General features: G+C 63.1%; 21 protein-coding genes. 9 read left to right on the top strand and 12 right to left on the bottom strand.

Annotated features, from left to right (window positions below; all coding sequences use genetic code 11):
• Nucleotides 1-78: 78 nt before the first annotated feature.
• Both tsaA and NKH95_RS19160 read left to right on the top strand, forming a co-directional pair.
• Nucleotides 79-618 (top strand): tRNA (N6-threonylcarbamoyladenosine(37)-N6)-methyltransferase TrmO, encoded by a 540-nt coding sequence (tsaA, locus tag NKH95_RS19165; RefSeq protein ID WP_352442217.1) that lies wholly within the window; start codon nucleotides 79-81, stop codon nucleotides 616-618.
• On the top strand, nucleotides 615-929 hold the full coding sequence (locus tag NKH95_RS19160) for a DUF2293 domain-containing protein (RefSeq protein ID WP_127260329.1): 315 nt from the start codon (nucleotides 615-617) through the stop codon (nucleotides 927-929). Before tsaA ends, NKH95_RS19160 begins: the two co-directional genes overlap by 4 nt.
• Before the next feature lie 6 nt (nucleotides 930-935).
• On the opposite strand, the gene NKH95_RS19155 is transcribed toward NKH95_RS19160, so the two are convergent.
• Nucleotides 936-1,439, bottom strand: coding sequence for a hypothetical protein (locus NKH95_RS19155; RefSeq protein ID WP_352892527.1), 504 nt, complete (start codon nucleotides 1,437-1,439; stop codon nucleotides 936-938).
• 150 nt (nucleotides 1,440-1,589) lie between these two features.
• Between NKH95_RS19155 and NKH95_RS19150 the strand changes: the two genes are divergently transcribed.
• Nucleotides 1,590-2,552, top strand: a complete 963-nt coding sequence (locus NKH95_RS19150; protein WP_352442215.1) for a D-amino acid aminotransferase — start codon at nucleotides 1,590-1,592, stop codon at nucleotides 2,550-2,552.
• 80 nt (nucleotides 2,553-2,632) lie between these two features.
• Here the strand turns inward: NKH95_RS19150 and NKH95_RS19145 are convergent, their stop codons facing one another.
• Nucleotides 2,633-3,250 (bottom strand): MOSC domain-containing protein, encoded by a 618-nt coding sequence (locus NKH95_RS19145; RefSeq protein ID WP_352442214.1) that lies wholly within the window; start codon nucleotides 3,248-3,250, stop codon nucleotides 2,633-2,635.
• Between the two features lie 340 nt (nucleotides 3,251-3,590).
• Here NKH95_RS19145 and NKH95_RS19140 point away from each other — a divergent pair, with 340 nt between their 5' ends.
• The gene (locus tag NKH95_RS19140) at nucleotides 3,591-3,977 is read left to right on the top strand and encodes a methyltransferase family protein (protein ID WP_352892524.1); all 387 of its coding nucleotides are present in this window, start codon (nucleotides 3,591-3,593) and stop codon (nucleotides 3,975-3,977) included.
• A gap of 10 nt (nucleotides 3,978-3,987) precedes the next feature.
• Here NKH95_RS19140 and NKH95_RS19135 read toward each other — a convergent pair whose 3' ends face one another.
• From NKH95_RS19135 to ettA, 3 genes are all read right to left on the bottom strand, one after another.
• Nucleotides 3,988-5,109, bottom strand: a complete 1,122-nt coding sequence (locus NKH95_RS19135; RefSeq protein ID WP_023813172.1) for a beta-ketoacyl-ACP synthase III — start codon at nucleotides 5,107-5,109, stop codon at nucleotides 3,988-3,990.
• Between the two features lie 185 nt (nucleotides 5,110-5,294).
• The gene (gene tam, locus NKH95_RS19130) at nucleotides 5,295-6,062 is read right to left on the bottom strand and encodes a trans-aconitate 2-methyltransferase (protein ID WP_023813173.1); all 768 of its coding nucleotides are present in this window, start codon (nucleotides 6,060-6,062) and stop codon (nucleotides 5,295-5,297) included.
• A 46-nt stretch (nucleotides 6,063-6,108) separates the two neighbouring features.
• Nucleotides 6,109-7,758: an energy-dependent translational throttle protein EttA gene (ettA, locus tag NKH95_RS19125; protein WP_013530923.1), complete on the bottom strand. Its 1,650-nt coding sequence runs from the start codon at nucleotides 7,756-7,758 to the stop codon at nucleotides 6,109-6,111.
• Nucleotides 7,759-8,033: 275 nt separating this feature from the next.
• On the opposite strand from ettA, the gene NKH95_RS19120 reads away from it, so the two are divergent.
• The gene (locus NKH95_RS19120; protein WP_352892639.1) at nucleotides 8,034-9,320 is read left to right on the top strand and encodes a GGDEF domain-containing protein; all 1,287 of its coding nucleotides are present in this window, start codon (nucleotides 8,034-8,036) and stop codon (nucleotides 9,318-9,320) included.
• Nucleotides 9,321-9,324: 4 nt separating this feature from the next.
• Here NKH95_RS19120 and NKH95_RS19115 read toward each other — a convergent pair whose 3' ends face one another.
• Both NKH95_RS19115 and NKH95_RS19110 read right to left on the bottom strand, forming a co-directional pair.
• A complete protein-coding gene (locus NKH95_RS19115) occupies nucleotides 9,325-9,936 on the bottom strand; it encodes a hypothetical protein (RefSeq protein ID WP_128303465.1) in 612 nt (203 codons plus the stop codon).
• A gap of 80 nt (nucleotides 9,937-10,016) precedes the next feature.
• Nucleotides 10,017-11,024 (bottom strand): ribonuclease T2 family protein, encoded by a 1,008-nt coding sequence (locus NKH95_RS19110; RefSeq protein ID WP_352892521.1) that lies wholly within the window; start codon nucleotides 11,022-11,024, stop codon nucleotides 10,017-10,019.
• Nucleotides 11,025-11,206: 182 nt separating this feature from the next.
• Here NKH95_RS19110 and NKH95_RS19105 point away from each other — a divergent pair, with 182 nt between their 5' ends.
• From NKH95_RS19105 to NKH95_RS19095, 3 genes are all read left to right on the top strand, one after another.
• The gene (locus NKH95_RS19105; RefSeq protein ID WP_352892519.1) at nucleotides 11,207-12,166 is read left to right on the top strand and encodes an alpha/beta fold hydrolase; all 960 of its coding nucleotides are present in this window, start codon (nucleotides 11,207-11,209) and stop codon (nucleotides 12,164-12,166) included.
• Between the two features lie 72 nt (nucleotides 12,167-12,238).
• Nucleotides 12,239-13,414 carry a CaiB/BaiF CoA transferase family protein gene (locus NKH95_RS19100; protein ID WP_352892516.1) on the top strand — a complete coding sequence of 392 codons (1,176 nt, stop codon included), beginning with the start codon at nucleotides 12,239-12,241 and terminating at the stop codon, nucleotides 13,412-13,414.
• On the top strand, nucleotides 13,411-15,060 hold the full coding sequence (locus NKH95_RS19095; RefSeq protein ID WP_128303461.1) for a thiamine pyrophosphate-binding protein: 1,650 nt from the start codon (nucleotides 13,411-13,413) through the stop codon (nucleotides 15,058-15,060). The genes NKH95_RS19100 and NKH95_RS19095 overlap by 4 nt, the downstream gene beginning before the upstream one ends.
• A gap of 52 nt (nucleotides 15,061-15,112) precedes the next feature.
• On the opposite strand, the gene NKH95_RS19090 is transcribed toward NKH95_RS19095, so the two are convergent.
• Nucleotides 15,113-15,556: a CHRD domain-containing protein gene (locus tag NKH95_RS19090; protein WP_352758743.1), complete on the bottom strand. Its 444-nt coding sequence runs from the start codon at nucleotides 15,554-15,556 to the stop codon at nucleotides 15,113-15,115.
• 147 nt (nucleotides 15,557-15,703) lie between these two features.
• On the bottom strand, nucleotides 15,704-16,987 hold the full coding sequence (locus NKH95_RS19085; RefSeq protein ID WP_128303459.1) for a cystathionine gamma-synthase family protein: 1,284 nt from the start codon (nucleotides 16,985-16,987) through the stop codon (nucleotides 15,704-15,706).
• Nucleotides 16,988-17,111: 124 nt separating this feature from the next.
• On the opposite strand from NKH95_RS19085, the gene NKH95_RS19080 reads away from it, so the two are divergent.
• Nucleotides 17,112-17,570: an Lrp/AsnC family transcriptional regulator gene (locus tag NKH95_RS19080; RefSeq protein ID WP_352551741.1), complete on the top strand. Its 459-nt coding sequence runs from the start codon at nucleotides 17,112-17,114 to the stop codon at nucleotides 17,568-17,570.
• A 50-nt stretch (nucleotides 17,571-17,620) separates the two neighbouring features.
• Here the strand turns inward: NKH95_RS19080 and NKH95_RS19075 are convergent, their stop codons facing one another.
• The 3 genes from NKH95_RS19075 to NKH95_RS19065 are packed head-to-tail and all read right to left on the bottom strand — an operon-like array spanning nucleotide 17,621 to nucleotide 20,662.
• Nucleotides 17,621-18,592, bottom strand: coding sequence for an ABC transporter substrate-binding protein (locus NKH95_RS19075; protein WP_013894623.1), 972 nt, complete (start codon nucleotides 18,590-18,592; stop codon nucleotides 17,621-17,623).
• Nucleotides 18,593-18,632: 40 nt separating this feature from the next.
• Nucleotides 18,633-19,787, bottom strand: a complete 1,155-nt coding sequence (locus NKH95_RS19070; protein ID WP_352892507.1) for an ABC transporter permease — start codon at nucleotides 19,785-19,787, stop codon at nucleotides 18,633-18,635.
• A complete protein-coding gene (locus NKH95_RS19065) occupies nucleotides 19,784-20,662 on the bottom strand; it encodes an ABC transporter permease (RefSeq protein ID WP_352892505.1) in 879 nt (292 codons plus the stop codon). The genes NKH95_RS19070 and NKH95_RS19065 overlap by 4 nt, the downstream gene beginning before the upstream one ends.
• Nucleotides 20,663-20,666: the final 4 nt, after the last annotated feature.

Here is a 20,666-nt window from a genome sequence, read left to right as displayed (position 1 = left end):
TTTTCGAAACCTTGCAAGCGCTATGTCGCTTCCGGACCAGAAAATGCCGCTCGTGTGGCGTTTTAAGAGACGCGGGCCATGACTGAAACGCGTGAGATGTTTGAGGCGCGCGAAGGGGAGCAGAGGCTGGAAAACGATCCGGCCCTGATGCCGCCTGATGGCGGCATCGTCTTCATCGGCCGCATTGCCTCGCCGTGGACGACGCGCGAAACCTGCCCGAAGAACATGCGCGTCGCGCGCGAGACCGGACAGAAGGCGGTGCTGACCATCGACGCGCCCTACCGAAGGGGCCTGCAGGGGCTGGAGCGCGCCAGCCACGTCATCATCCTATCCTGGCTGCATCATGCGCCGCGGACTCTGATTGTGCAGAGACCGCGCCATGCCGTTGAAGCGAAAGGTGTATTTGCGCTGCGCTCCCCTGCCCGCCCGAACCCCATCGGGCTGCACATCGCCAGGCTGATTGCCGTCAACATCGAAACCGGCCGCATCGATCTCGACGCCATCGACGTGCTCGACGGCACGCCGGTCATCGACCTAAAACCCTATTTCGCCTCGACCGACGCCATATCAGAGGCGACCATCGAAGGGCGCGACGAGCCCAATGGGATCCGGCGATGACAGCGCCGACCGGCCGCCGCCGCGCCATCGCCAAGGCGCTGACCGCACTTCTGCCGCTGGCGCCCTATGCCGATATGGAGAAGATCCGCACCGACGCCGGCGCGGTTCACATGAAGACCCTGCCGCCGGGCATCGCCGTATGGCTGGCGACCATTGCCCATATCCGCCACATGCACACCGATTACGAAAAACTGCTCAGCGAAGGCTATGACCGCGACTCGGCGCGTTTCTTCGTCATCGAGCAGACCAACATCGTGCTCACCCGCTGGCGCGCAACCCGCCTGCTCGACGCCGACGACGAGGAGGAATGACCACGGCTACTTCCGCTTTAGCACTGCGACCGCATTATAAGGCTGGCCGTCGGCCTGGCCGACCCAAGTCCAGGACAGATTTCCCTTGAAAAACCTGACCGTGATGTTGCCGCCGTCGATGCACTTGTCCTGCCCGTAGGTGATGCTCTCGTGGTATTCCGCCGAAATGTCGTCCCTGGACGTCTGCGACAGGGATCCGCCGCAGCCGAGCGACGGATAGTCGATGGACGCACCCCCATCATTGATCGTCATGGCGATCGCCCAATCAGGTCCGGCATCGCCGGCCGGGCTCTGGTGGCCGCTGCCGAGCCAGGTGCCGCTCAGCGTCGGCACATTCACCGCGCAAGGCACGTTCTGGAAGATCGACGTCAATTCGCTGCCGGTTTTCTCGCAGCGATAGGTCTGGCCGCTCTGGCACAATTCCTCGCCTTCGCGTGGGCACTGGGCGCTGGCTTGGCCCGCGGCGGCGAACATCATCATTGCCGCTGTGACGGCCCCAAACCTGCCCATTTTCCCCTCCCGTTCAGACCCGGAACGATAGGGCAATCGCGATCGAATGTATCGGCCAGATCGTCATGGAGGCCGAACAGCGCCGGGCGGGTGGCTCTATGCCTTCTGCCCAGCGCCGCTAGCCTCTCGCCTGCTTGACAGGAGGCCTCGATGAGCCGGACGATGGCAACACAGGACGAGAAGCAACTGCCCATAGTTGGCGACCGCCATGTCGACCCGCACTCCTACCCCGAGGGCGTCGCTTTCCTCGACGGCCAATATTTGCCGATGTCGCAGGCCAAGATCTCGGTTCTGGACTGGGGCTTTCTGCATTCCGACGCAACCTACGACACCGTGCATGTCTGGAATGGCCGCTTCTTCCGCCTCGATTTGCATCTCGACCGCTTCTTCGGCGGGCTGGAAAAACTGCGCATGACCATCCCCTTCGACCGCAAAGGCGTGGCCGAAATCCTGCACAATTGCGTGGCGCTGTCGGGTCATCGCGCCGCCTATGTCGAGATGCTGTGCACGCGCGGCGCCTCCCCGACTTTCAGCCGCGACCCGCGCCAGGCACTCAACCGCTTCATGGCGTTCGCCGTGCCGTTCGGCTCGGTCGCCAATGCCGAGCAGCTGCATCGCGGCCTGCGTGTCGCCATCAGCGACAAGGTGCGCATTCCGCCGGCCTCGATCGATCCGGCGATCAAGAACTACCACTGGCTCGATCTGGTGCGCGGCCTCTACGATGCCTATGATCGCGGCGCCGAGACTGCGTTGCTTCTGGACTTCAACGGCAATGTCGCCGAAGGCCCGGGCTTCAACGTCTTCTGCGTCAAGGATGGCAAACTGTCGACGCCTTCCATCGGTGTGCTGCCCGGCATCACCCGCCGCACTGTCTTTGATCTGTGCGCCGAAGAAGGTCTTGCAGCCACCGCCACCGATGTCAGCGTTGCCGCATTGCACGAGGCAGACGAGGTTTTCATCACCTCGACCGCAGGCGGCATCATGCCGGTGACGGAGATCGACGGTGTTCGGATCGCCGACGGCAAGGTCGGCGCGATCACCAGCCGGCTGATGGCGCTCTATTGGGAGAAGCACGAGGATCCGGCGTGGTCGAGCCCTGTGAATTATCCCTGATAGTCAGCAAGGTCTCGAGAAAAACCGCAAGGATTGAGGCCACCACTTTTGCTACGCTCCATGGGCAGCGCAGCCTGCCCTCAGGCTTGATAGATCCACTGCTCCGGCACGCGCACCGAGATTTCTTCGCCGGCCATGACCGTTCCCGGCTTCTCGACCCAGGCGACGACGCCGCGCAGCCGTTTCGCGACTTTCGGGAACAACAGCGCGCCGGCTCCGACGTCGGCCAATCCGGCGTTTTCGGCGATCGACCGGCCGGCGATGCGGCACGGGCCGTTCTGTGCGTCGACCTTGATGGTGACGCCGCCCTTGAAGAACAGCAGCGTGCCGGCCGGCAGCATGGAGAGGTTCGGCACCCCTTCGATCACAAGATTGGCGCCGATCCACTCCGGCCTGATCTCGGCCAGGCCCATGCGTTCGGCGACAACCGCCAGCTCGTCCGCCGCCACGACGGACAATTGCCGTTCGTTGCGTATTTCCGTGCCGCGCGGATACCAGGGCTCGCGCCCGCCCGAGCGCCGTGTCGGTCCGGCATGGAAATCGCCTGAAATGCCGTCGAAACCCAGCCGCAATTCGTCCACCGGGCGGGTCTGAAAATGATCCGCCGGCGCCACGTAAAGCGCTGCCGCCCTGGCGGCAAGCTTTCGCGCGGGGATGATTTCAACCGGCTTTTCAGCCTCGGGGAAGAGATCCGACATGGCGTTCTTTCCAATCGTCATTCGACGAGTTAGCCGGGCGGGCTCCGAGGCGTCCAGTCGAAAGTGCTGATCGTCCGATCAACAGCACCGATAGGATCGCGATCACGCTTTTCTTACCTTTCATCGATTTCGCGCCGCATTGCCGCCGCGCGGTGCCGGTTTCATGGTTACGTCCAGACAGTTTGCGGAGGCTGATCATGCGACCTGTGACGGCAATCACGTTGCTTTGGTTGATCTGGGCAGGAATCTGGGCCGTCGCCGCCCTGTGGTCCGACCCTGCCCAGAAGCGCGCCGGGTTCAGGGCGGAGGCCCGCTATCGGGTCTATGGCTGGCCGGCGCGGTGCTGCTGTTCATTCCGGCGCACGGCTATGAAGGCCGGCTCAGGCTGTGGATGCCTGATCTCTCCGAAGCCTGGATCTGTGTCGCCCTGATCGCCATCGGCATCGCCTTTGCCTGGTGGGCGCGCCTGCATCTCGGCAGGCTGTGGTCGGGCGCCATCACCGCCAAGGCCGGGCATCGGGTCATCAATACCGGCCCGTATGGCGTTGTCCGGCATCCGATCTACACCGGATTGCTGCCTGGCGATCCTCGCCACCATGGCGGCCAAGGGCACCCTCTGGGGCATAGCCGGAACCGCCCTGCTCATCATCGGCATCGTGACCAAGGCAAGACTGGAAGAAAGCTTCCTACGCGGCGAGTTGGGCAGTGCCCGTTCGCACCAGCTTGACCAGACAAGCTTAAAGCATCCGCAACAGCGCACCACCTATCGAATACCCCGCGCCAAAGGCGCAGATCAGGCCGAAATCGCCGGGCTTCATGTCGGCGTGGTTCTCCGACAGCGCGACGATGGCGCCGGCGCCCGCCGTGTTGCCCAGCCGCTCCAGCACCATCGGCGCGCGGTCGTGGTCGACTTCGTGGCCGAACGACAGTTTCAGGATCATCGCATTCATGCGCGCATTGGCCTGATGCAGCCAGAAGCGCCTGATCGCCTGCGGCGTCAGCCCGTGCTCGGCGAGGAATTCGACGATGAATTTTTGCCCGGCGACGGTGACTTCCTTGAACACCTTGTTGCCGACCTGCTTGATCAGATTGCCTTCCAGGTTGATCATGTAAGGATCTTCCTGGGCGGTGCGGGTGTGATAGCCCAGATTGGTGCGGATGTTGTTCGACATCTGCGTCCAGACGCGCGTGTCGAGCACCTCGAAGCGCCCCGGCCGCTTGTCGCCCTTGGCCAGGCCTTCGACCACCATCGACACCGAAGCGTCGCCGAAGATGAAATGCGTCTGCCGGTCGCGGAAATTGAGATGCCCGGTGATGATCTCCGGCGTCGTCACCAGGATGCGTTTGTGCGCGCCCGACCGCACCAGGTTGACGGCGACGTGCAAGGCGGCCGCGGCCGAGGAACAGCCAAGCCCCATGTCGAAGCCGGCGCCCTTGGTGCCCAACGCCTCCTGCATTTCGATGGCGATCGCCGGATAGGGCCGCTGGTGATGCGAGGCCGAGCAGATCACCAGGTCGATATCCGACGGCTGCAGCCCGGCGTGGTCGAGCGCCTTCTTCGCAGAGGCGATGCCGAACTCCGCCTCCAGCGACAGCGCGTCGTCGGGCCGCGCCGGAATGCGCGGCGCCATCCGGGTCGGATCGAGAATGCCCTCGCGCTCGATGACATGGCGGGTGCGCACGCCCGAGGCGTGGACGATGAAGTCGCTGTCCGATTTCGGCAGCGGCGGCTCGCCAGTATCCTGGCGGCGCGCATTTTCCGTGTCGACCCAGGCATTGAAGCTGGCGACCAGTTCTTCATTGGTGATTGTGGGTTCGGGGATTTCAACGCCGATGCCGCTGATGATGACGCGATGCATGTCCAGTCCGTCCCATCCGCAGGCGCTGCGGCTTCATGTGGGCGCCGGAATGCTCCGGCGCAACAGTTTTCTCACCGAGGCGGTTTACGCCGGCTTAAACCAAAGATCTGGGCCGACTTAAGCCGATCCTTGACATGGCCACAGGCAAAGCCAAGCGGCCCTAAGACGCCGCGCAACACGGATAATCAAGCTCGTTTTGCGACAATGAAAATGCGCGGAAAGCGCAAGAGCACCTTGCCATCAGCCGTCTTCGGATAGGCCTTGGCGATCTTGGCCGTGTAACATTCGAGGAACAGCGTCCGCTCATCGGCACCCAGCGGATCGAGGAACGGTTTCAGGCCCGTCGACTTCACCCATTCGACGATCGCCTGCGCATCGGCAAGCGGGTGGTTGTAGATGGTGTGCCAGATATCCAGCCGATCGCTGAGCGGCGACAGAAGATCATAATAGAACGACACCGGCGGCAACGGCCCGCGTGCCGCGCCCTTGAGCTTTTCGGCAAACGGCATTTCGGCGGCGGTTTCACGCATCAGGCGGTGCGAGTCCTCGCCCATATTGTCGGGCATCTGGATGGCCAGCGCGCCGCCTGGCGCAAGAAAACCCATCAGCCGCTGGAACACAGCGGGATGCTCGGGCAGCCACTGGAACACCGCATTGGCGAAGATCACGTCGACCGGCTCCGCCGGCTGCCATTTGGAGGCATCGGCCAGATCAAAGGTGACCTCGGGCAGACGCGCCCTCGCCTTCTCGATCATGTCGGGCGAAGTGTCGAAGCCGCTCACCTGCGCATCCGGCCAGCGCTCGACGAGCAGCTCGGTCGAGTTGCCCGGCCCGCAGCCGATGTCGACGACCCGGCGCGGGAAGTCCACCGGCACCTGTGCCACCAGGTCTCGCGCGGGCCGCGTGCGCTCGTCCTCGAATTTCAGATATTGGGCGGCGGACCAATCAGCCATGTGAACTCCTCACGTCTTCTTGAGAATTCGCCGCCCGGAAAACCCCTTACCGCGTCAGCCTCTTGTAGGTCATGCGGTGCGGGTTGACGGCATCCGGCCCGAGGCGGCGGATCTTGTCCTGCTCGTAATCCTCGAAATTGCCCTCGAACCATTCGACATGGCTGTCGCCCTCGAAGGCGAGGATGTGCGTCGCCAGGCGATCGAGGAACATGCGATCGTGCGAGATGATGACGGCGCAGCCGCCGAAGTTTTCCAGCGCGTCTTCGAGTGCCGCCAGCGTTTCGGTGTCGAGATCGTTGGTCGGTTCGTCGAGCAGCAGCACATTGCCGCCGGTCTTCAGCATCTTGGCCAGATGCACGCGGTTGCGCTGGCCGCCGGACAGATTGCCGACCTTCTGCTGCTGGTCGCCGCCACGGAAGTTGAACGACGCGCAATAGGCACGCGTGTTGGCCTCGAATTTGCCGAGCTTGACCACTTCTGCGCCGCCGGAAATCTCTTCCCATACCGTCTTTGACGGATCGAGCGCATCGCGGCTCTGGTCGACATAGCCGAGCTTCACCGTTTCGCCGACGCGCACTGAGCCCGCATCCGGCTTTTCCTGGCCGGTGATCATGCGAAACAGCGTCGTCTTGCCGGCGCCGTTCGGGCCGATGACGCCGACGATGCCGCCGGGCGGCAGCTTGAATTCCAGGCCGTCGATCAAAAGCGTGTCGCCAAAGCCCTTCGACAGGCCTTCCGCCTCGATCACCACATTGCCGAGCCGCTCGCCATGCGGGATGACGATCTGCGTATCGCTCGGACGCCGCTTGTCGGCTGCATCCAAAAGATCCTGGAACGCCTGGATACGCGCCTTGGACTTCGTCTGGCGGGCCTTCGGGCTCGACTGGATCCATTCGCGCTCGCGGCCGATGGCGCGCTGGCGGGCATCGTCCTCGCGGCCTTCCTGCTTGAGCCGCTTGGCCTTGGCTTCGAGGTATTTGGTGTAGTTGCCCTCATAGGGAATGCCGCGGCCGCGATCGAGTTCGAGGATCCAGCCGGTGACGTTGTCGAGGAAGTAGCGATCGTGGGTGATGATCATCACGGCGCCCGGATAGGCACGCAAATGCTTTTCCAGCCACGCCGTGGTTTCGGCGTCGAGATGGTTGGTCGGTTCGTCGAGCAGCAAAAGGTCGGGCTGGCGCAGCAAGAGTTGGCAAAGCGCGACGCGGCGCCGCTCGCCGCCCGAAAGCTTGGTGACTTCCGAATCCTTGGGCGGGCAGCCCAGCGCTTCCATCGCCATCTCGACCTGCTGTTCGAGATCCCACAGGTTGAGCCGGTCCATCTCGTCCTGAAGCTTGGCCGACTCGTCGGCCGTCTCGTCGGAGTAGTTCATCATCAATTCGTTATAGCGTTCGATGATCGCGGTCTTGGCGGCGACGCCTTCCATGATGTTTTCGAACACGGTCTTGTCCGGATCGAGCGCCGGCTCCTGCGCCAGGTAGCCGACGGTTGCGCCTTCGGCCAGCCAGGCTTCGCCGTTCCACTCCTTGTCGAGCCCGGCCATGATCTTGAGGATCGTCGACTTGCCCGAACCGTTGGGGCCGAGGATGCCGATCTTGGCGTCGGGATAGAAGGAGAGATGGACATTCTCGAGCACCTTCTTGGTGCCATAGGCCTTGTTGAGGCCGGCCATGTGATAGATGAACTGGCGTGCCACGCGCGCTTTCCCTGAAAAAAACTGACTGGCCCAGAAAACTGACTGGATCTGTCGAATTGAGTGGAGGTTGGCCGCTATGTAGGCGATGCGGCGGCGAACGGCAATCGCTTTTGCCATATCTGCCCGGTCACACGCGGAAGTGTCCGCCAACCGCCGAAGTTTTCCACCAGCACGAAGCGTGCTGAAATCTCCGGTTAACTCTTCGGCGTCAAAACAGGATCGGAGTGGAATCGCTCGCTATTCGCGATTTCGAGAAAGAGATCGGGTCGACGGCATTGCTGAACAGTTTCCTGCTCCTTGCCGAAGCGGTCGTCTATTTCAGCGTCATGGTGACGCTTTTCCGCTTCCGGAGGCGCATCGGCCTCGGCGTGTTCATCTGCGCGCTCGGTGTCATGCACTTCCTCGAGACCTACCTCGCCAGCGTTTTTTATGTCGCCTTGCCGTTCGGCATGGTCTCGCCTGGCTCGGCGGTGCTGTTTTCCGGCAAGCTGGTGATGCTTTTGCTGCTCTATATGAAAGAGGACGCTGCAACTGTGCGTCAGCCGATCTACGGCCTGCTGCTCGGCAATGCGCTGATGATCGGGCTGGTGCTGCTGCTGCGCCTGCACGTCATCGCGGCACTTCCCGACGGCAGGCTCCCAGACATCGGCTTCATCGACCAGATGGGCTGGCTGATGGTGTGGGGCACGACGCTGCTGTTCGTCGATGCCATCCTGATCATCCTGCTTTATGAAAAGCTCGGGCGTTATCTGCGCAAGGCGCCGTTCGCGCGCATCCTGATTTCGGTCGCTTGCGTGCTGACATTCGACCAGGCCGGGTTTTTCACCGCCCTGCATTTCGTTGCCGGCGCGCCGATAGCCGTCTTTTTCGGCGGCTGGTTCGCCAAGATGGCGGCGGCGGTGACGTTCAGCACCATGCTCGTCGCCTATCTCAAATGGTTCGAGGAGCGCCAAGTCACCGCGCCGCGCGGATTGACCGATATCTTCGATACGCTGACCTATCGCGAACGCTACGAAGCGCTGGTCGAACATGTCGGGCGGGACGGCCTGACCGGCCTGCTGCACCGCGGGCGCTTCGACGCCGACGGTGAAGCCGCCGTCCAGGCCAGCCTGCGCACCGCCAGGCCGCTCAGCCTGCTGATCATCGATGTCGACCATTTCAAATCGATCAATGACCGTTTCGGCCATGCCGAAGGCGACAAGGTGTTGAAAGCCGTTGCCGCGCTGCTGCGCGAGGTCGCCAGTCCCGAGGACCAGGTGTTCCGCATCGGCGGTGAGGAATTCGCCATCCTCAGTTCTCGTCCGCACTCGGTCACCAGGCTGTTTGGCGAAAGCATTCGCCATGCGATCAAGGCTTCAGCGGCTACCAGTCGATTCGAATTCACCGTCAGCGCCGGCGTTTCCAGCGTCAGCGAAACCACGCGCTGCCTTGCCGACCTGTTCGCGCTTGCCGACCAGCGTCTCTACAAGGCGAAGTCGACCGGCCGCGATCGCGTCGTCGGCGAGCCGGGCGGCCAAGAAGCCGACACGGCCGCTGCGCGGACCAAATCCGCACAGATCTAGTTCGTTACGAATTCCTCTGCCGTCGAAAGCCCGTCACGGTCGAAACCGCCATCAGCGCGATCGCTAGCCATTTCAGCACCGTGATGATCGGCCCGGCCTGGATATCGTAGGCAATGAACAGCAGGATGCCTGGCACCAGCAGGCCGCACATGACCAGCATGATGCGGTTGATCTGCCAGGACACTTTTGACGCCAACGCCTCGTCGCCGAGTGCTGGAACCAGCACCGCCCGCACCGTCTTGCCGCCCACCAGCATGGCCGAAAGGTGCATCGAGATCGGCAGACCGAGCCCGATGATCAGGAAAGCGCAAGCGGCCAGCAGGAGCGAAAACTTCAGCGCGCTGGTTTCCGCCGCTATGGGAAACAGCAGCGTCGCCAGCGGCAGGAAGACACCGAAAATGCCGATCGCCGCGATCGTGATGAAGATCGCCGCATTGACGATCGTGAACAGCTGGTAGGTGCCGACGCCGATCGGTTCGGAGAGCGTCCGCATGCGTGCCCACTCGGCGTCGGTATACGAAAAGCCCGGCCATTCCATGCGGGCATCGTTTATCGAGACCATGCCCTTGGCCCAGAAAGCCAGCCGCGCCAGCGCGCTGCTCGTCATGCCATCCATTGCCGCCCCCGCCAGAATGATGCGCTCGCAGCATAGCACCAGGGCGCGGCAGCGCGACAGTCCGGTATCTCTGTTGAGAGTTACTGGAAGCCGATCGCGTCGACATTGCCTGTCGGGCAGCCGGCCTTGTTGGTCGGCACCGAAGCCAGCAGCAGATCCTTAAGCGAGCTGTTGGGCCCGATCGGACCCGCGAGGCCGAGCGTCAGTTCGCCGATCAGCCGCCTGCCGCTCGACGGATCGATGACGCAGGAAACGCGCACGCGATCCCCTGCTCCCGCCCCGAAGGCAGTGTCGAAAGCGCCGCGGATCTGGTCCGCCGTCAGCTTGCCGCCGATGTTCTTGGCAAAGAGTTCGCGCACCGGCGAGCTGTTCACCGCGCGCATCAGGTTGAGCGCATCGGAGAAATAGTCCTGCTGGCTCTTGCCGTAGCAGGTGCCGTGCTTGATCCATTCATGCCGATCGAGGTGGGAGGCCGTGCCGGGCATCACCTGATCGAGTTCCGTGCGGGTGTTGGCGTCAAGATTGACCGGCGGCAGGTCTTTCCAGTGGGCCGGATTGTCGTTGGCCTTGTCGCTCGCCGTCGCCTGGCAATAGAAATTGCCGTTCGGCTGCGGCCAGAGACCGTGCAAGGTGAAATGCGTGGCGTCGAAATCACCAGCACTCTGCGCCCTGCATTCGGTCTTGTTCGACTTTGTCTCGCAAAACGCCGGCTGCCAGCTCAGCGCGAAGACGTATTCGGGTTTCCCCGATGCCGCCGGCTTGCCTTGCCCGTCAGGTGCGGCCGGCACGGTCGCCGCGCTGCTGCCGGAAACGTGGCCGCAGCTGACCTTCACCCAGCGGCGCTCCGGATCGGCGCCCGGCACCAGGATGAGATAATGCGTCGGCGTATCCTTGTTGCCGGCAAGCAGCTGATAGCTCTGCCCGGCATCGGTCGAGACATTGCCGGGGTTCTTGCCGTTCTTGATGGCTTGCGTTGCCGGACAGGCAGCGTCGGCCACAAAGGAAACGCTCATCTTGACGTCGGCACGCGCGGCACCGGCCAGCGACGCGGCCAGCATGGCCAATCCGAAAACGACACCAATGCGCATGGAAAATCCTCGGCTGGACAAGTGGGCGACAGACTGAAGCTGTCTCCATGTCAGAATTGCGATATTTTGCTGGCCAAACGCAAGAAACATCGTCGCGAAAAGCGGGTTTGCTGGATTGACGCATAATGTGGGCCGGCGCAAACAAAGCCAACGACGATAATGCAAGGGCGGGACCGAGCGGCATGTCATTCAGCCAGCAGCGCGTGGTTCGCTCCCCAACCGGTGCCGAGCTCAATCTTTTCGTCAGGCAGGCCGATGGCCGGGCACGCGCCGTCGTCCAGATCAATCATGGCCTGGCCGAGCACGCAGCGCGCTATGCCCGCTTTGCCGATTTTCTTGGCTCCCGCGGCTTCGATGTCTATGTCCACGATCATCGCGGCCATGGCGCGACCAAGGCGCCCGACGCGCCGCTCGGCAGGTTCGCCGCCAGCGGCGGCCCGGCCAAGGTGATAGCCGACGTCGGCGCCATCCATGATCTCATCGCCAGCGAACAGCCAAACAGACCGGTCATCCTGTTTGGTCATTCGATGGGAGCGTCGGTCGCGCTGAACTACCTGTTGCGCCATTCGCCGCGCATTCATGCCGCCGCGATCTGGAACGGCAATTTTTCGCAAGGCCTGCTCGGGCAGGCGGCGCTGGGCATCCTTGCCTGGGAACGGATGCGGCTCGGCTCCGACGTGCCGTCGCGCCTTCTGCCAAAGCTCACCTTCCAGGCCTGGGGCAAGGCGGTGCCCAATCACCGCACATTATTCGACTGGCTGTCGCGCGACGAGGCGGAAGTGGCGAAATACATCGCCGATCCGCTCTGCGGCTGGGATGCCTCGGTATCGATGTGGCGCGATGTGGTCTCGATGGCGCTGAACGGCGGCAAGGATGCCGGCTTTGCCGGCATCCGGCGCGACCTGCCCATCAGCATCGTCGGCGGCGAAAGAGATCCCGCCTCGGATTATGGCAAAGGGATCACGCATCTTGCCAGCCGCATGCGCGCGATGGGCTTTTCGAATCTGGTTTCAAAGGTTTACGCCGACACCCGCCACGAAAGCCTGAACGAGGTGAATCGCGACATCATCATGGATGATTTCGCCGCCTGGGCCGACAAAGTCCTCAAAGCGTCACGGATTGGCCCATTGCAAGAGCCGTGACAGCCGTTGCAGGGCTTGATAGAGGCTCTGCTTTCGCAGCAGTCACGGTGATTGCGGCAACCACGGTGATCCATGGCTGAGCCCCCGCTGAAAGGCGTCCGCGTCGTCGAACTCGCCCGCATCCTTGCCGGGCCATGGGCCGGGCAGTTGCTTGCCGATCTCGGCGCCGATGTCATCAAGGTCGAAAGCCCCGATGGCGGCGACGACACCCGCAAATGGGGGCCACCCTTCGTCATGGGCAAGGACGGCGAGAACCTGTCGGCCGCCTATTACCATTCCTGCAATCGCGGCAAGCGCTCCATCGCCATCGATTTCTCGACACCGGAAGGGGCCGAGACCGTGCGCCGGCTGGTCGCCACCTCGGACGTGCTGATCGAGAACTTCAAGCTCGGCGGTCTGAAGAAATACGGCCTCGACTATGACAGCCTGCGCAAGATCAACCCGCGCCTCGTCTATTGCTCGATCACCGGCTTCGGCCAGGACGGACCCTATGCGCCGCGCGCCGGCTACGACTTCATCATCCAGGCCATGGCCGGCATGATGTCGATCACCGGCGAGGTCGGCCGCGAGCCGCAAAAAGCGGGCGTCGCCATCTCCGACATCTTCACCGGCCTCTATTCGGTCATCGCCATCCAGGCAGCATTGCGCCATGCCGAACAAACCGGCGAAGGCCAGCACGTCGACATGGCGCTCTTCGACACCCAGATCTCGGCGCTCGGCAACCAGAATTTGAACTATCTCGTCTCCGGCAAATCGCCGGTGCAGATGGGCAATGCGCATATGAACATCGCCCCCTACGAGGTGGTGCCGGTCAGGGACGGGCACATCATCCTGGCGGTCGGCAATGACGGCCAGTTCGCCAAATTCTGCGCCGCTGTCGGGCTGGACGATCTGCCTGCCAATCCCGATTTCGCCACCAACCCCGCCCGGGTCGCCAACCGGGTGAAATTGCGTGAGCGCATGATCGACGCGCTGAAGATTTTTGACCGCGATCCGCTGCTGGCCAAGCTGGAAGCGGCCAGCGTGCCGGCGAGCCCGATCAACACGATCGGCCAGATGTTTGCCGATCCGCAGACGATCGCGCGCGGCATGCGGCTTGATCTCGAGGACGGCCATGGCAATCTTCTGCCTTCGGTGCGTGCGCCGATGGTGATGTCGGGCACGCCGCTGGTCTATGAGCGCCCCTCGCCGCGCCTGGGCGAGCACACGCAAGAAATCCTTGCCGAACTGGAGAAGTCTGGACAATGAAGACCGGCGGACAACTCATCGTCGACGCGCTCGAAGCCAACGGCACCGACCGCATCTATTGTGTGCCGGGTGAATCCTATCTGGCGGTGCTCGACGCGCTGCACGATTCTGCGATCCGCACCATCGTCTGCCGCCAGGAAGGCGGTGCCGCGATGATGGCCGATTGCCACGGCCGCCTGACCGGGAAGCCCGGCATCTGCTTCGTCACCCGCGGCCCCGGCGCCACCAACGCCTCGGCCGGCATCCACATCGCCATGCAGGATTCTATACCCGTCATCCTGTTCATCGGCCAGGTCGCCAGCCACGCCAAGGAGCGTGAAGCGTTCCAAGAGGTCGATTATAAGAGGTTCTTCGGCGATATCGCCAAATGGGTGGTCGAGATCGACGACGCCTCGCGCATCCCCGAATTCGTCACCCGCGCCTTCGCGGTGGCGACATCGGGCCGGCCCGGCCCGGTGGTGATCTCGCTGCCCGAAGACATGCTGACCAGCATCGTCGAAGCACCTATCGCCTTGCCGCACACGCCGGTTGAGACACGGCCGGGCGAAGCGGAGCTCGATGCGCTGGAAAAGCTGCTGGCCAAGTCCAAGCGGCCGTTCGTCATCCTCGGCGGCACGCGCTGGGACGCCGAGGCGGTGGCGCAAATGCGCACGATCGCCGAGGCGTGGTCGCTGCCGGTGGGCTGCTCCTTCCGCCGCCAGATGCTGTTCGATCATCTGCACCCGAACTATGCCGGCGATGTCGGCATCGGCATCAATCCGAAGCTGGCGACAGCGATCAAGCAGGCCGATCTCGTGCTGCTGATCGGCGGCCGCATGGGCGAAATGCCGTCGTCCGACTACACGCTGCTGAAAAGCCCCTACCCCGACCAGACGCTGGTCCATGTCCATGCCGACGCTGGCGAGCTCGGCCGCGTCTACAGGCCGACACTGGCGATCAACGCCTCGCCGTCCGCCTTCATCGACGCTTTCGCCAAGCGCAAGCCGGCCTCGGAGCCGACCTGGGCAGCCGAGACACCAAAGCTGCATGCCGCCTATCTCGACTGGTCGACGCCACCTGAAGGCGGCCCCGGCTCGGTCCAGATGGGCCCGATCATGAACTACCTCGAAAAGATGCTGCCCGACGACGCCATTCTCACCAATGGCGCCGGCAATTACGCGACCTGGGTGCATCGCTTCCACCGCTTCCGCCGCTTCGCCACTCAAGGTGCGCCGACATCGGGCTCGATGGGCTATGGCACGCCTGCGGCCGTCGCTGCCAAAGAGCTGTTTCCGGAGCGCACCGTGGTCGCTTTTGCCGGCGACGGCTGCTTCCTGATGAACGGGCAGGAATTCGCCACCGCCGTGCAGTATGACCTGCCTATCATTGTGGTCGTCGTCAACAACGGCATCTACGGCACCATCCGCATGCATCAGGAGCGCGAATATCCCGGCCGCGTCGTCGCCACCGATCTTAAGAACCCCGACTTCGCGGCTCTCGCCCGCGCCTATGGCGGCCATGGCGAAACGGTCGACAAGACCGCCGATTTCGCCCCGGCCTTCGAACGTGCCCGCGCCAGCGGCAAGCCGGCGATCGTGGAAATCCGCCTCGACCCCGAAGCGATCACGCCGACCAAGACGATGACGCAGATACGCGACAAGGCGTAATCCAAACAAAAAAAGAGGCGGTCGCCCGCCCCTTTTCGTCATGCGGCTTGCGCTATTTCGCGGCCTCGATCTGTCCGCGGATTTCGCCGTCCTTGTTGGCCGCAGTGTGTACGTTGACATAGTCCTTGCCGGCCATCAGGTCGGCGGCCTGCGCGTCGGTCAGCACAGCCGATCCCTTGATCGGGCTCTTGAGCTTGCCCTTGAACGGGATCGCCACCCCGGCGTTTTCGCCCATCGCAGCCGGGCCGTGAATGTGTCCCGCGGTCGCCGGCCCGCTGAGGCCGGAATATTTGACGTTCCAGCTGAGTTTCTTCGTCGCCGTGTCGAAGGTAAGAGCTGCGGTGCCCTTGCCTTTTGTGGTCACCGGCGGGTTCTGCTGGGCGCCGTCGAGCGTCGCTTTCAGCTTCACCGTCTCGGCCAGGGCCGGCGCTGCCGTAAGGAAGGACGCCGAGATGGCCAGTGCCGAAAGCATCGGCGCCAAGGATTGGATACGCATGAGGATCTCCGTTTGCTGATGACTTCCAGCCACGGCTCCCCGGCGCGCGGATGTATCGGCACAACGCTTATAAGAGCGAATGGCTGCGCGCGAGTAACACTTACGTGCAAACTAATGGACCGCGCGATACCCCGGATACGGGGAGCGTCAGACCGCCGCCAGCGCCTGCGTCAGGTCGGCGATCAGATCGTCCGGGTGCTCCACGCCGATCGACAGCCTGACCGTGGTCTCCAGCACGCCGATGCGCTCGCGCACCTCGAAGGGTATGCCCGAATGCGTCATGGCCGCGGGGTGGCTGGCCAAGGATTCCGTTCCGCCCAGGCTCACCGCCAGCTTGAAGATCTGCAAATTGTTGAGAAAGGCGAAAGCCGCCTTCTCTCTGCCCTTGATATCGAAGGAGAAGGTCGAGCCGGCACCAGTGCATTGCGCCCTGTAGGTGCGGCCAGCCGGCGTTTCCTCGCCCAGGAACGGCAGGTAATGCACCTTCTCGACCTTGGCATGGTCGCGCAGGAATTCGGCGACCAGCCGCGCATTGTCGTTGGCCCGCTCCATGCGGATCGACAGCGTCTCCAGCGAGCGGCCGAGCATCCAGCAGGAATGCGGGTCGAGCTGCGTGCCGATCGCGCCGCGCAGCGCCTTGATCGGCTTGGTGACCGCCTTGCCGCCCATGGCGGCGCCCGCGATCAGGTCGGAATGGCCGCCGACATATTTGGTCAGCGAATAGACGGACACGTCGGCGCCATGTTCGATCGGCCGCTGGAACACCGGGCCGAGCAGCGTGTTGTCGCAGACGACGATCGGCGTCGACCCCTGGCTCGCGCCGATCTCGTCGGCGATCTTCCGCATCAGCGCGATGTCGACCAGGCTGTTGGTCGGATTTGACGGCGTCTCGATCAGGATGACCGACACGCGGCCCTTCGCGACGGCGGCGTCGGAGGCCGTGCGCACCGCCGTCTCGTCGACGCCGTCCGCGAAACCGACAGCACCGATGCCGAAACTGGAGAGCGTGCGCGTCAAAAGCGTCTCGGTGCCGCCGTAAAGCGGCTGCGAATGAAGGATGACGTCGCCCGGCCTGATATAGGCGAGCAGTGTCGTGGCGATCGCCGACATGCCTGATGAAAACAGGATGCAGGCATCCGTCCCTTCATAGATTGCCAGACGGTCCTCGACGATCTCGCTGTTGGGATGGTTAAAGCGCGAATAGACCAGGCCGGACGCCGTGCCGCTCGGCGGCTCCTTGCGGCCGGAGGTGTAATCGAAGAAGTCGCGTCCTTCTTCCGCCGACTTGAACACGAAGGTCGAGGTCAGGAACACCGGCGGCTTGACCGCGCCCTCCGAAAGTTGCGGATCGAAGCCATAGCTCAGCATCAGCGTCTCCGGGTGGAGCTTGTGGTTGCCGATATGGGTTTTCGACGGGCGTGGCGCGGTCATGATCTTTCCTGCCTTTTTCGAGTGATATCGCGCGGCAATTTATGCGATCCTCATCCGCCAGTCCTTGCTATTTTCAAGCTGATATGACTGCACTCCCGCAACGAATTGCTGAATGGGCGCAAAAATGCAGCAGAAGATAGCCGATGATTTCGACCGCAAGATCCTGCGCGAACTGCAGGCAGACGCCCGCATCACCAACAACGAGCTTGCCGAGCGGATCGGCCTGTCGCCGTCGCCCTGCCTGAGGCGGGTGCGGCGGCTGGAGGAAACCGGAATTATCAGGGGCTACACCACGCTGGTCGATCCCTCAGCCTTCGGCTGGAACATGGTCGCCATCGCCACCATCCGGCTCAGCCGCCAGAACGAGGACGAGATCGTCATGTTCGAGGACGCGATACGCGGCTGGGAAGAGGTGCTGGAATGCCACCTCGTCACCGGTTCGCGCGACTATGTGCTGAAGGTGGTGACGGGAAGCCTTGAGCAGTATGAGCGCTTCATCAAGGAAAAGATCGCGCGGCTGAAATGCGTCGCCTCGATCGAAACCAGTTTCGTCATGAACACCATAAAGGAACGGCGCCTCTGACATTTCTGCCGGAGGCGCCGCGTTCTGGATAGATGTGTTGCCGACCAGGCTTACTTCACGGCCTTGTCGGTGATGGCAGTGGTGTAGGCGCCGGTCGGCTCCTTGGTGATGATCTTCTGGTCGAGCAGCGCCTTGGCGGTGCGCTCGTAGGTCGCCGGGTCGAGCTTGCCGTCGGCATTGTCGATCAGCTTTGCGACTTCGCTCATCATGCGCTTCTGGTGGTTCTCGTCCTGGCCGCCGCCGTCCATGACGATGCCTGCGGCTTCGTCATTGTTGTCGATGGCGTATTTCCAGCCCTTCATCGAGGCGCGCACGAAACGCACCATCTTGTCTTCGAAGGCCGGGTCCTTGAGCTTGTCTTCGGACGCATAGAGCCCGTCCTCGAGCAGGTCGTTGCCCATGGCCGAGTAGTTGAACACGGTCAGCTGTTCGGGCTTGTAGCCGGCGTCGATCAACTGCCAGTACTCGTTGTAAGTCATGACCGAGATACAATCCGCCTGCTTCTGGATCAGCGGCTGCACGTCGAAGCTCTGCTTCAAGACGGTGACGCCGTCCGGGCCGCCGTCGGTCTTGAGGCCGAGCTTGTTCATCCAGGCGTAGAACGGATACTCGTTGCCGAAGAACCAGACGCCGAGCGTGTGGCCCTTGAAGTCGGCTTCGGTCTTGATCGGGCCGTCCTTCGGGCAGACCAGTTCCATGCCGGCCTTCTTGAACGGCTGGGCGATGTTGACCAGCGGCACACCCTTTTCGCGGGCAGCCAGCGCACCGCCCATCCAGTCGACGATGACATCGGCGCCGCCGCCGGCGATCACCTGCTCGGGCGCGATATCGGGACCGCCCGGCTTGATGTCGACGTCGAGACCTTCGGCCTCATAGAAACCCTTGGCCTTGGCGACATAGTAGCCGGCAAACTGGGCCTGCGTGACCCATTTCAGTTGCAACGTCACCTTGTCGGCGGCCATTGCCTGGAACGCGGCGAGCGACATCGCGCCGGCCAGAACGGGAATAATCAGTCTTTTCATTTTTTTACCCTCTGAAGTTAGTGCCCTAAACCCACCGCCCCTATCCACCACGGACAGAGGGATGCCAAAACGTGACGGCTCTTTCGACAAGAGCGACCACGCCATAAAAGACCGAACCCGCAAGTGCTGCAACTGCGATTTCGGCCCAGACCATGTCGATGTTCATCCGCCCGACCTCGGTCGAGATGCGGAAGCCCATGCCGACGACAGGCGTGCCGAAGAACTCGGCGACGATGGCCCCGATCAGCGCCAGCGTCGAGTTGATCTTCAGCGCGTTGAAGATGAAGGGCGCGGCTGCCGGCAGCCTGAGCTTCAGCAGCGTCGGCCAGTAGCCCGACGCATAGGTGCGCATCAGGTCGCGCTCCATGTGACCGGAGGCGGCCAAGCCGGCGACCGTGTTCACCAGCATCGGGAAGAAGGTCATGATGATGACCACCGCCGCCTTGGACTGCCAGTCGAAGCCGAACCACATCACCATGATCGGTGCCACGCCGATGATCGGCAGCGCCGAGACCATGTTGCCGATAGGCAAGAGCCCGCGCCGCAGGAACGGCACACGGTCGGCGAGGACCGCGGTGATGAAGCCGGCGCCGCTGCCCACGACATAGCCAAAGATCACCGCCTTGAAGATGGTCTGGCGGACATCGGCGCCGAGCACCGGCAGCGAACCGGCGATGCGTGCGCCGATCGCGCTTGGCGGCGGCAGCAGGATGAAGGGTATGCCGGCCCCGCGCGTCACCGCTTCCCAGATGATTAGGATCCAGGCGCCGAAGATGGCCGGGATGATCAGGCGCAGCGCGGTGCGAGCCCATTTGGCGAAAGGACGCAATGATGACAGCACCGCCACGCAGCGCCAGCCAAGCAGCCATGCGGCCGCGAGCAGCAGGAAATACGGCGCCCGCGCCAGACCTTCGAAGCCGGCGATGCCGCCAATCAGCAGCCAGGCGACCAGATGCGCGCCGATGAAAAGCACAACGGCTTCGACGATGGACGGTATTCTGGCCATCGAGATCAAAGCGGCGACAAGCAGCACGCCAAAGATCAGCCAGTTCGTCGCCGCATAGGGATATATCAACGTCCCTGCGGGCTGCGCCAGTGCATCCACTTTCGGCACGGCGATCGCGCCGAGCGCCACAGCGATCAGGCACAGCACGATCGCCAGCACCGCTTGCCAGGAGGGTTTCAGCCAGTTCATGCCGGCCTCCCGCCCATGGCGCGGTCGACGATACGCCCGGCAATGCCGACAACCATGACCAGAAGTGCCGCCACCACGGACCCAGCAACCAGCGCCGACCAGATGTCGATGGACTGGCTGTAATAGGCGCCGGCGAGCAACTTGGCGCCGATGCCGGCGACCGCGCCCGTCGGCAATTCGCCGACGATGGCGCCGACCAGGCTTGCCGCCACCGCCACCTTCATCGAGGTGAACAGGAACGGCACCGAGGCCGGCACGCGCAACTTCCAGAAGGTCTGCGCACGACTGGCATTGTAGGTGTGCATCAGGTCGAGATGCATGATCTCGGGCGAGCGCAGCCCCTTCACCATGCCGACAGTCACCGGGAAGAACGACAGATAGGTCGAGATCATCGCCTTCGGGATCAGGCCGCTGATGCCGATCGCCCCCAGCACGACGATGATCATCGGCGCCACTGCCAGGATGGGAATGGTCTGCGAGGCGATGATCCACGGCATCAGGCTGCGGTCGAGCGTTGCCAAATGCACGATGCCGACCGCAATGATGATGCCGAGCGCAGTGCCGAAGGCAAAGCCGAGCAGTGTCGACGACAGCGTCACCCAGGCATTGTAGACGAGGCTGCGGTTCGAAGTGATGGGCCGCAGGAAGGTGTTCTCGAAGAAATTCACCGCCACCTGGTGCGGCGCCGGCAATGTCGGCTTCGGCTGCGACAGCGTCTTGCCGATGAGTTGGCTGAACGTGGAGGTCTCATTGGCACGGCGGTCGAGATCGCGCTGGAACGGCGTGTTGAGGATGACGGCGAAAACATACCAGAGCACGACCACGCCGGCGAGGATCGAGGTGACGGGGATGAGTTTGTCGCGGAAGGTGTCCATCTAG

This window comes from Mesorhizobium sp. M0848, assembly GCF_040319805.1.
Classification (GTDB): Bacteria; Pseudomonadota; Alphaproteobacteria; order Rhizobiales; family Rhizobiaceae; genus Mesorhizobium.
Note: the sequence above shows the minus strand (reverse complement) of the source record. Positions and strands in the feature narration are given on the sequence as shown.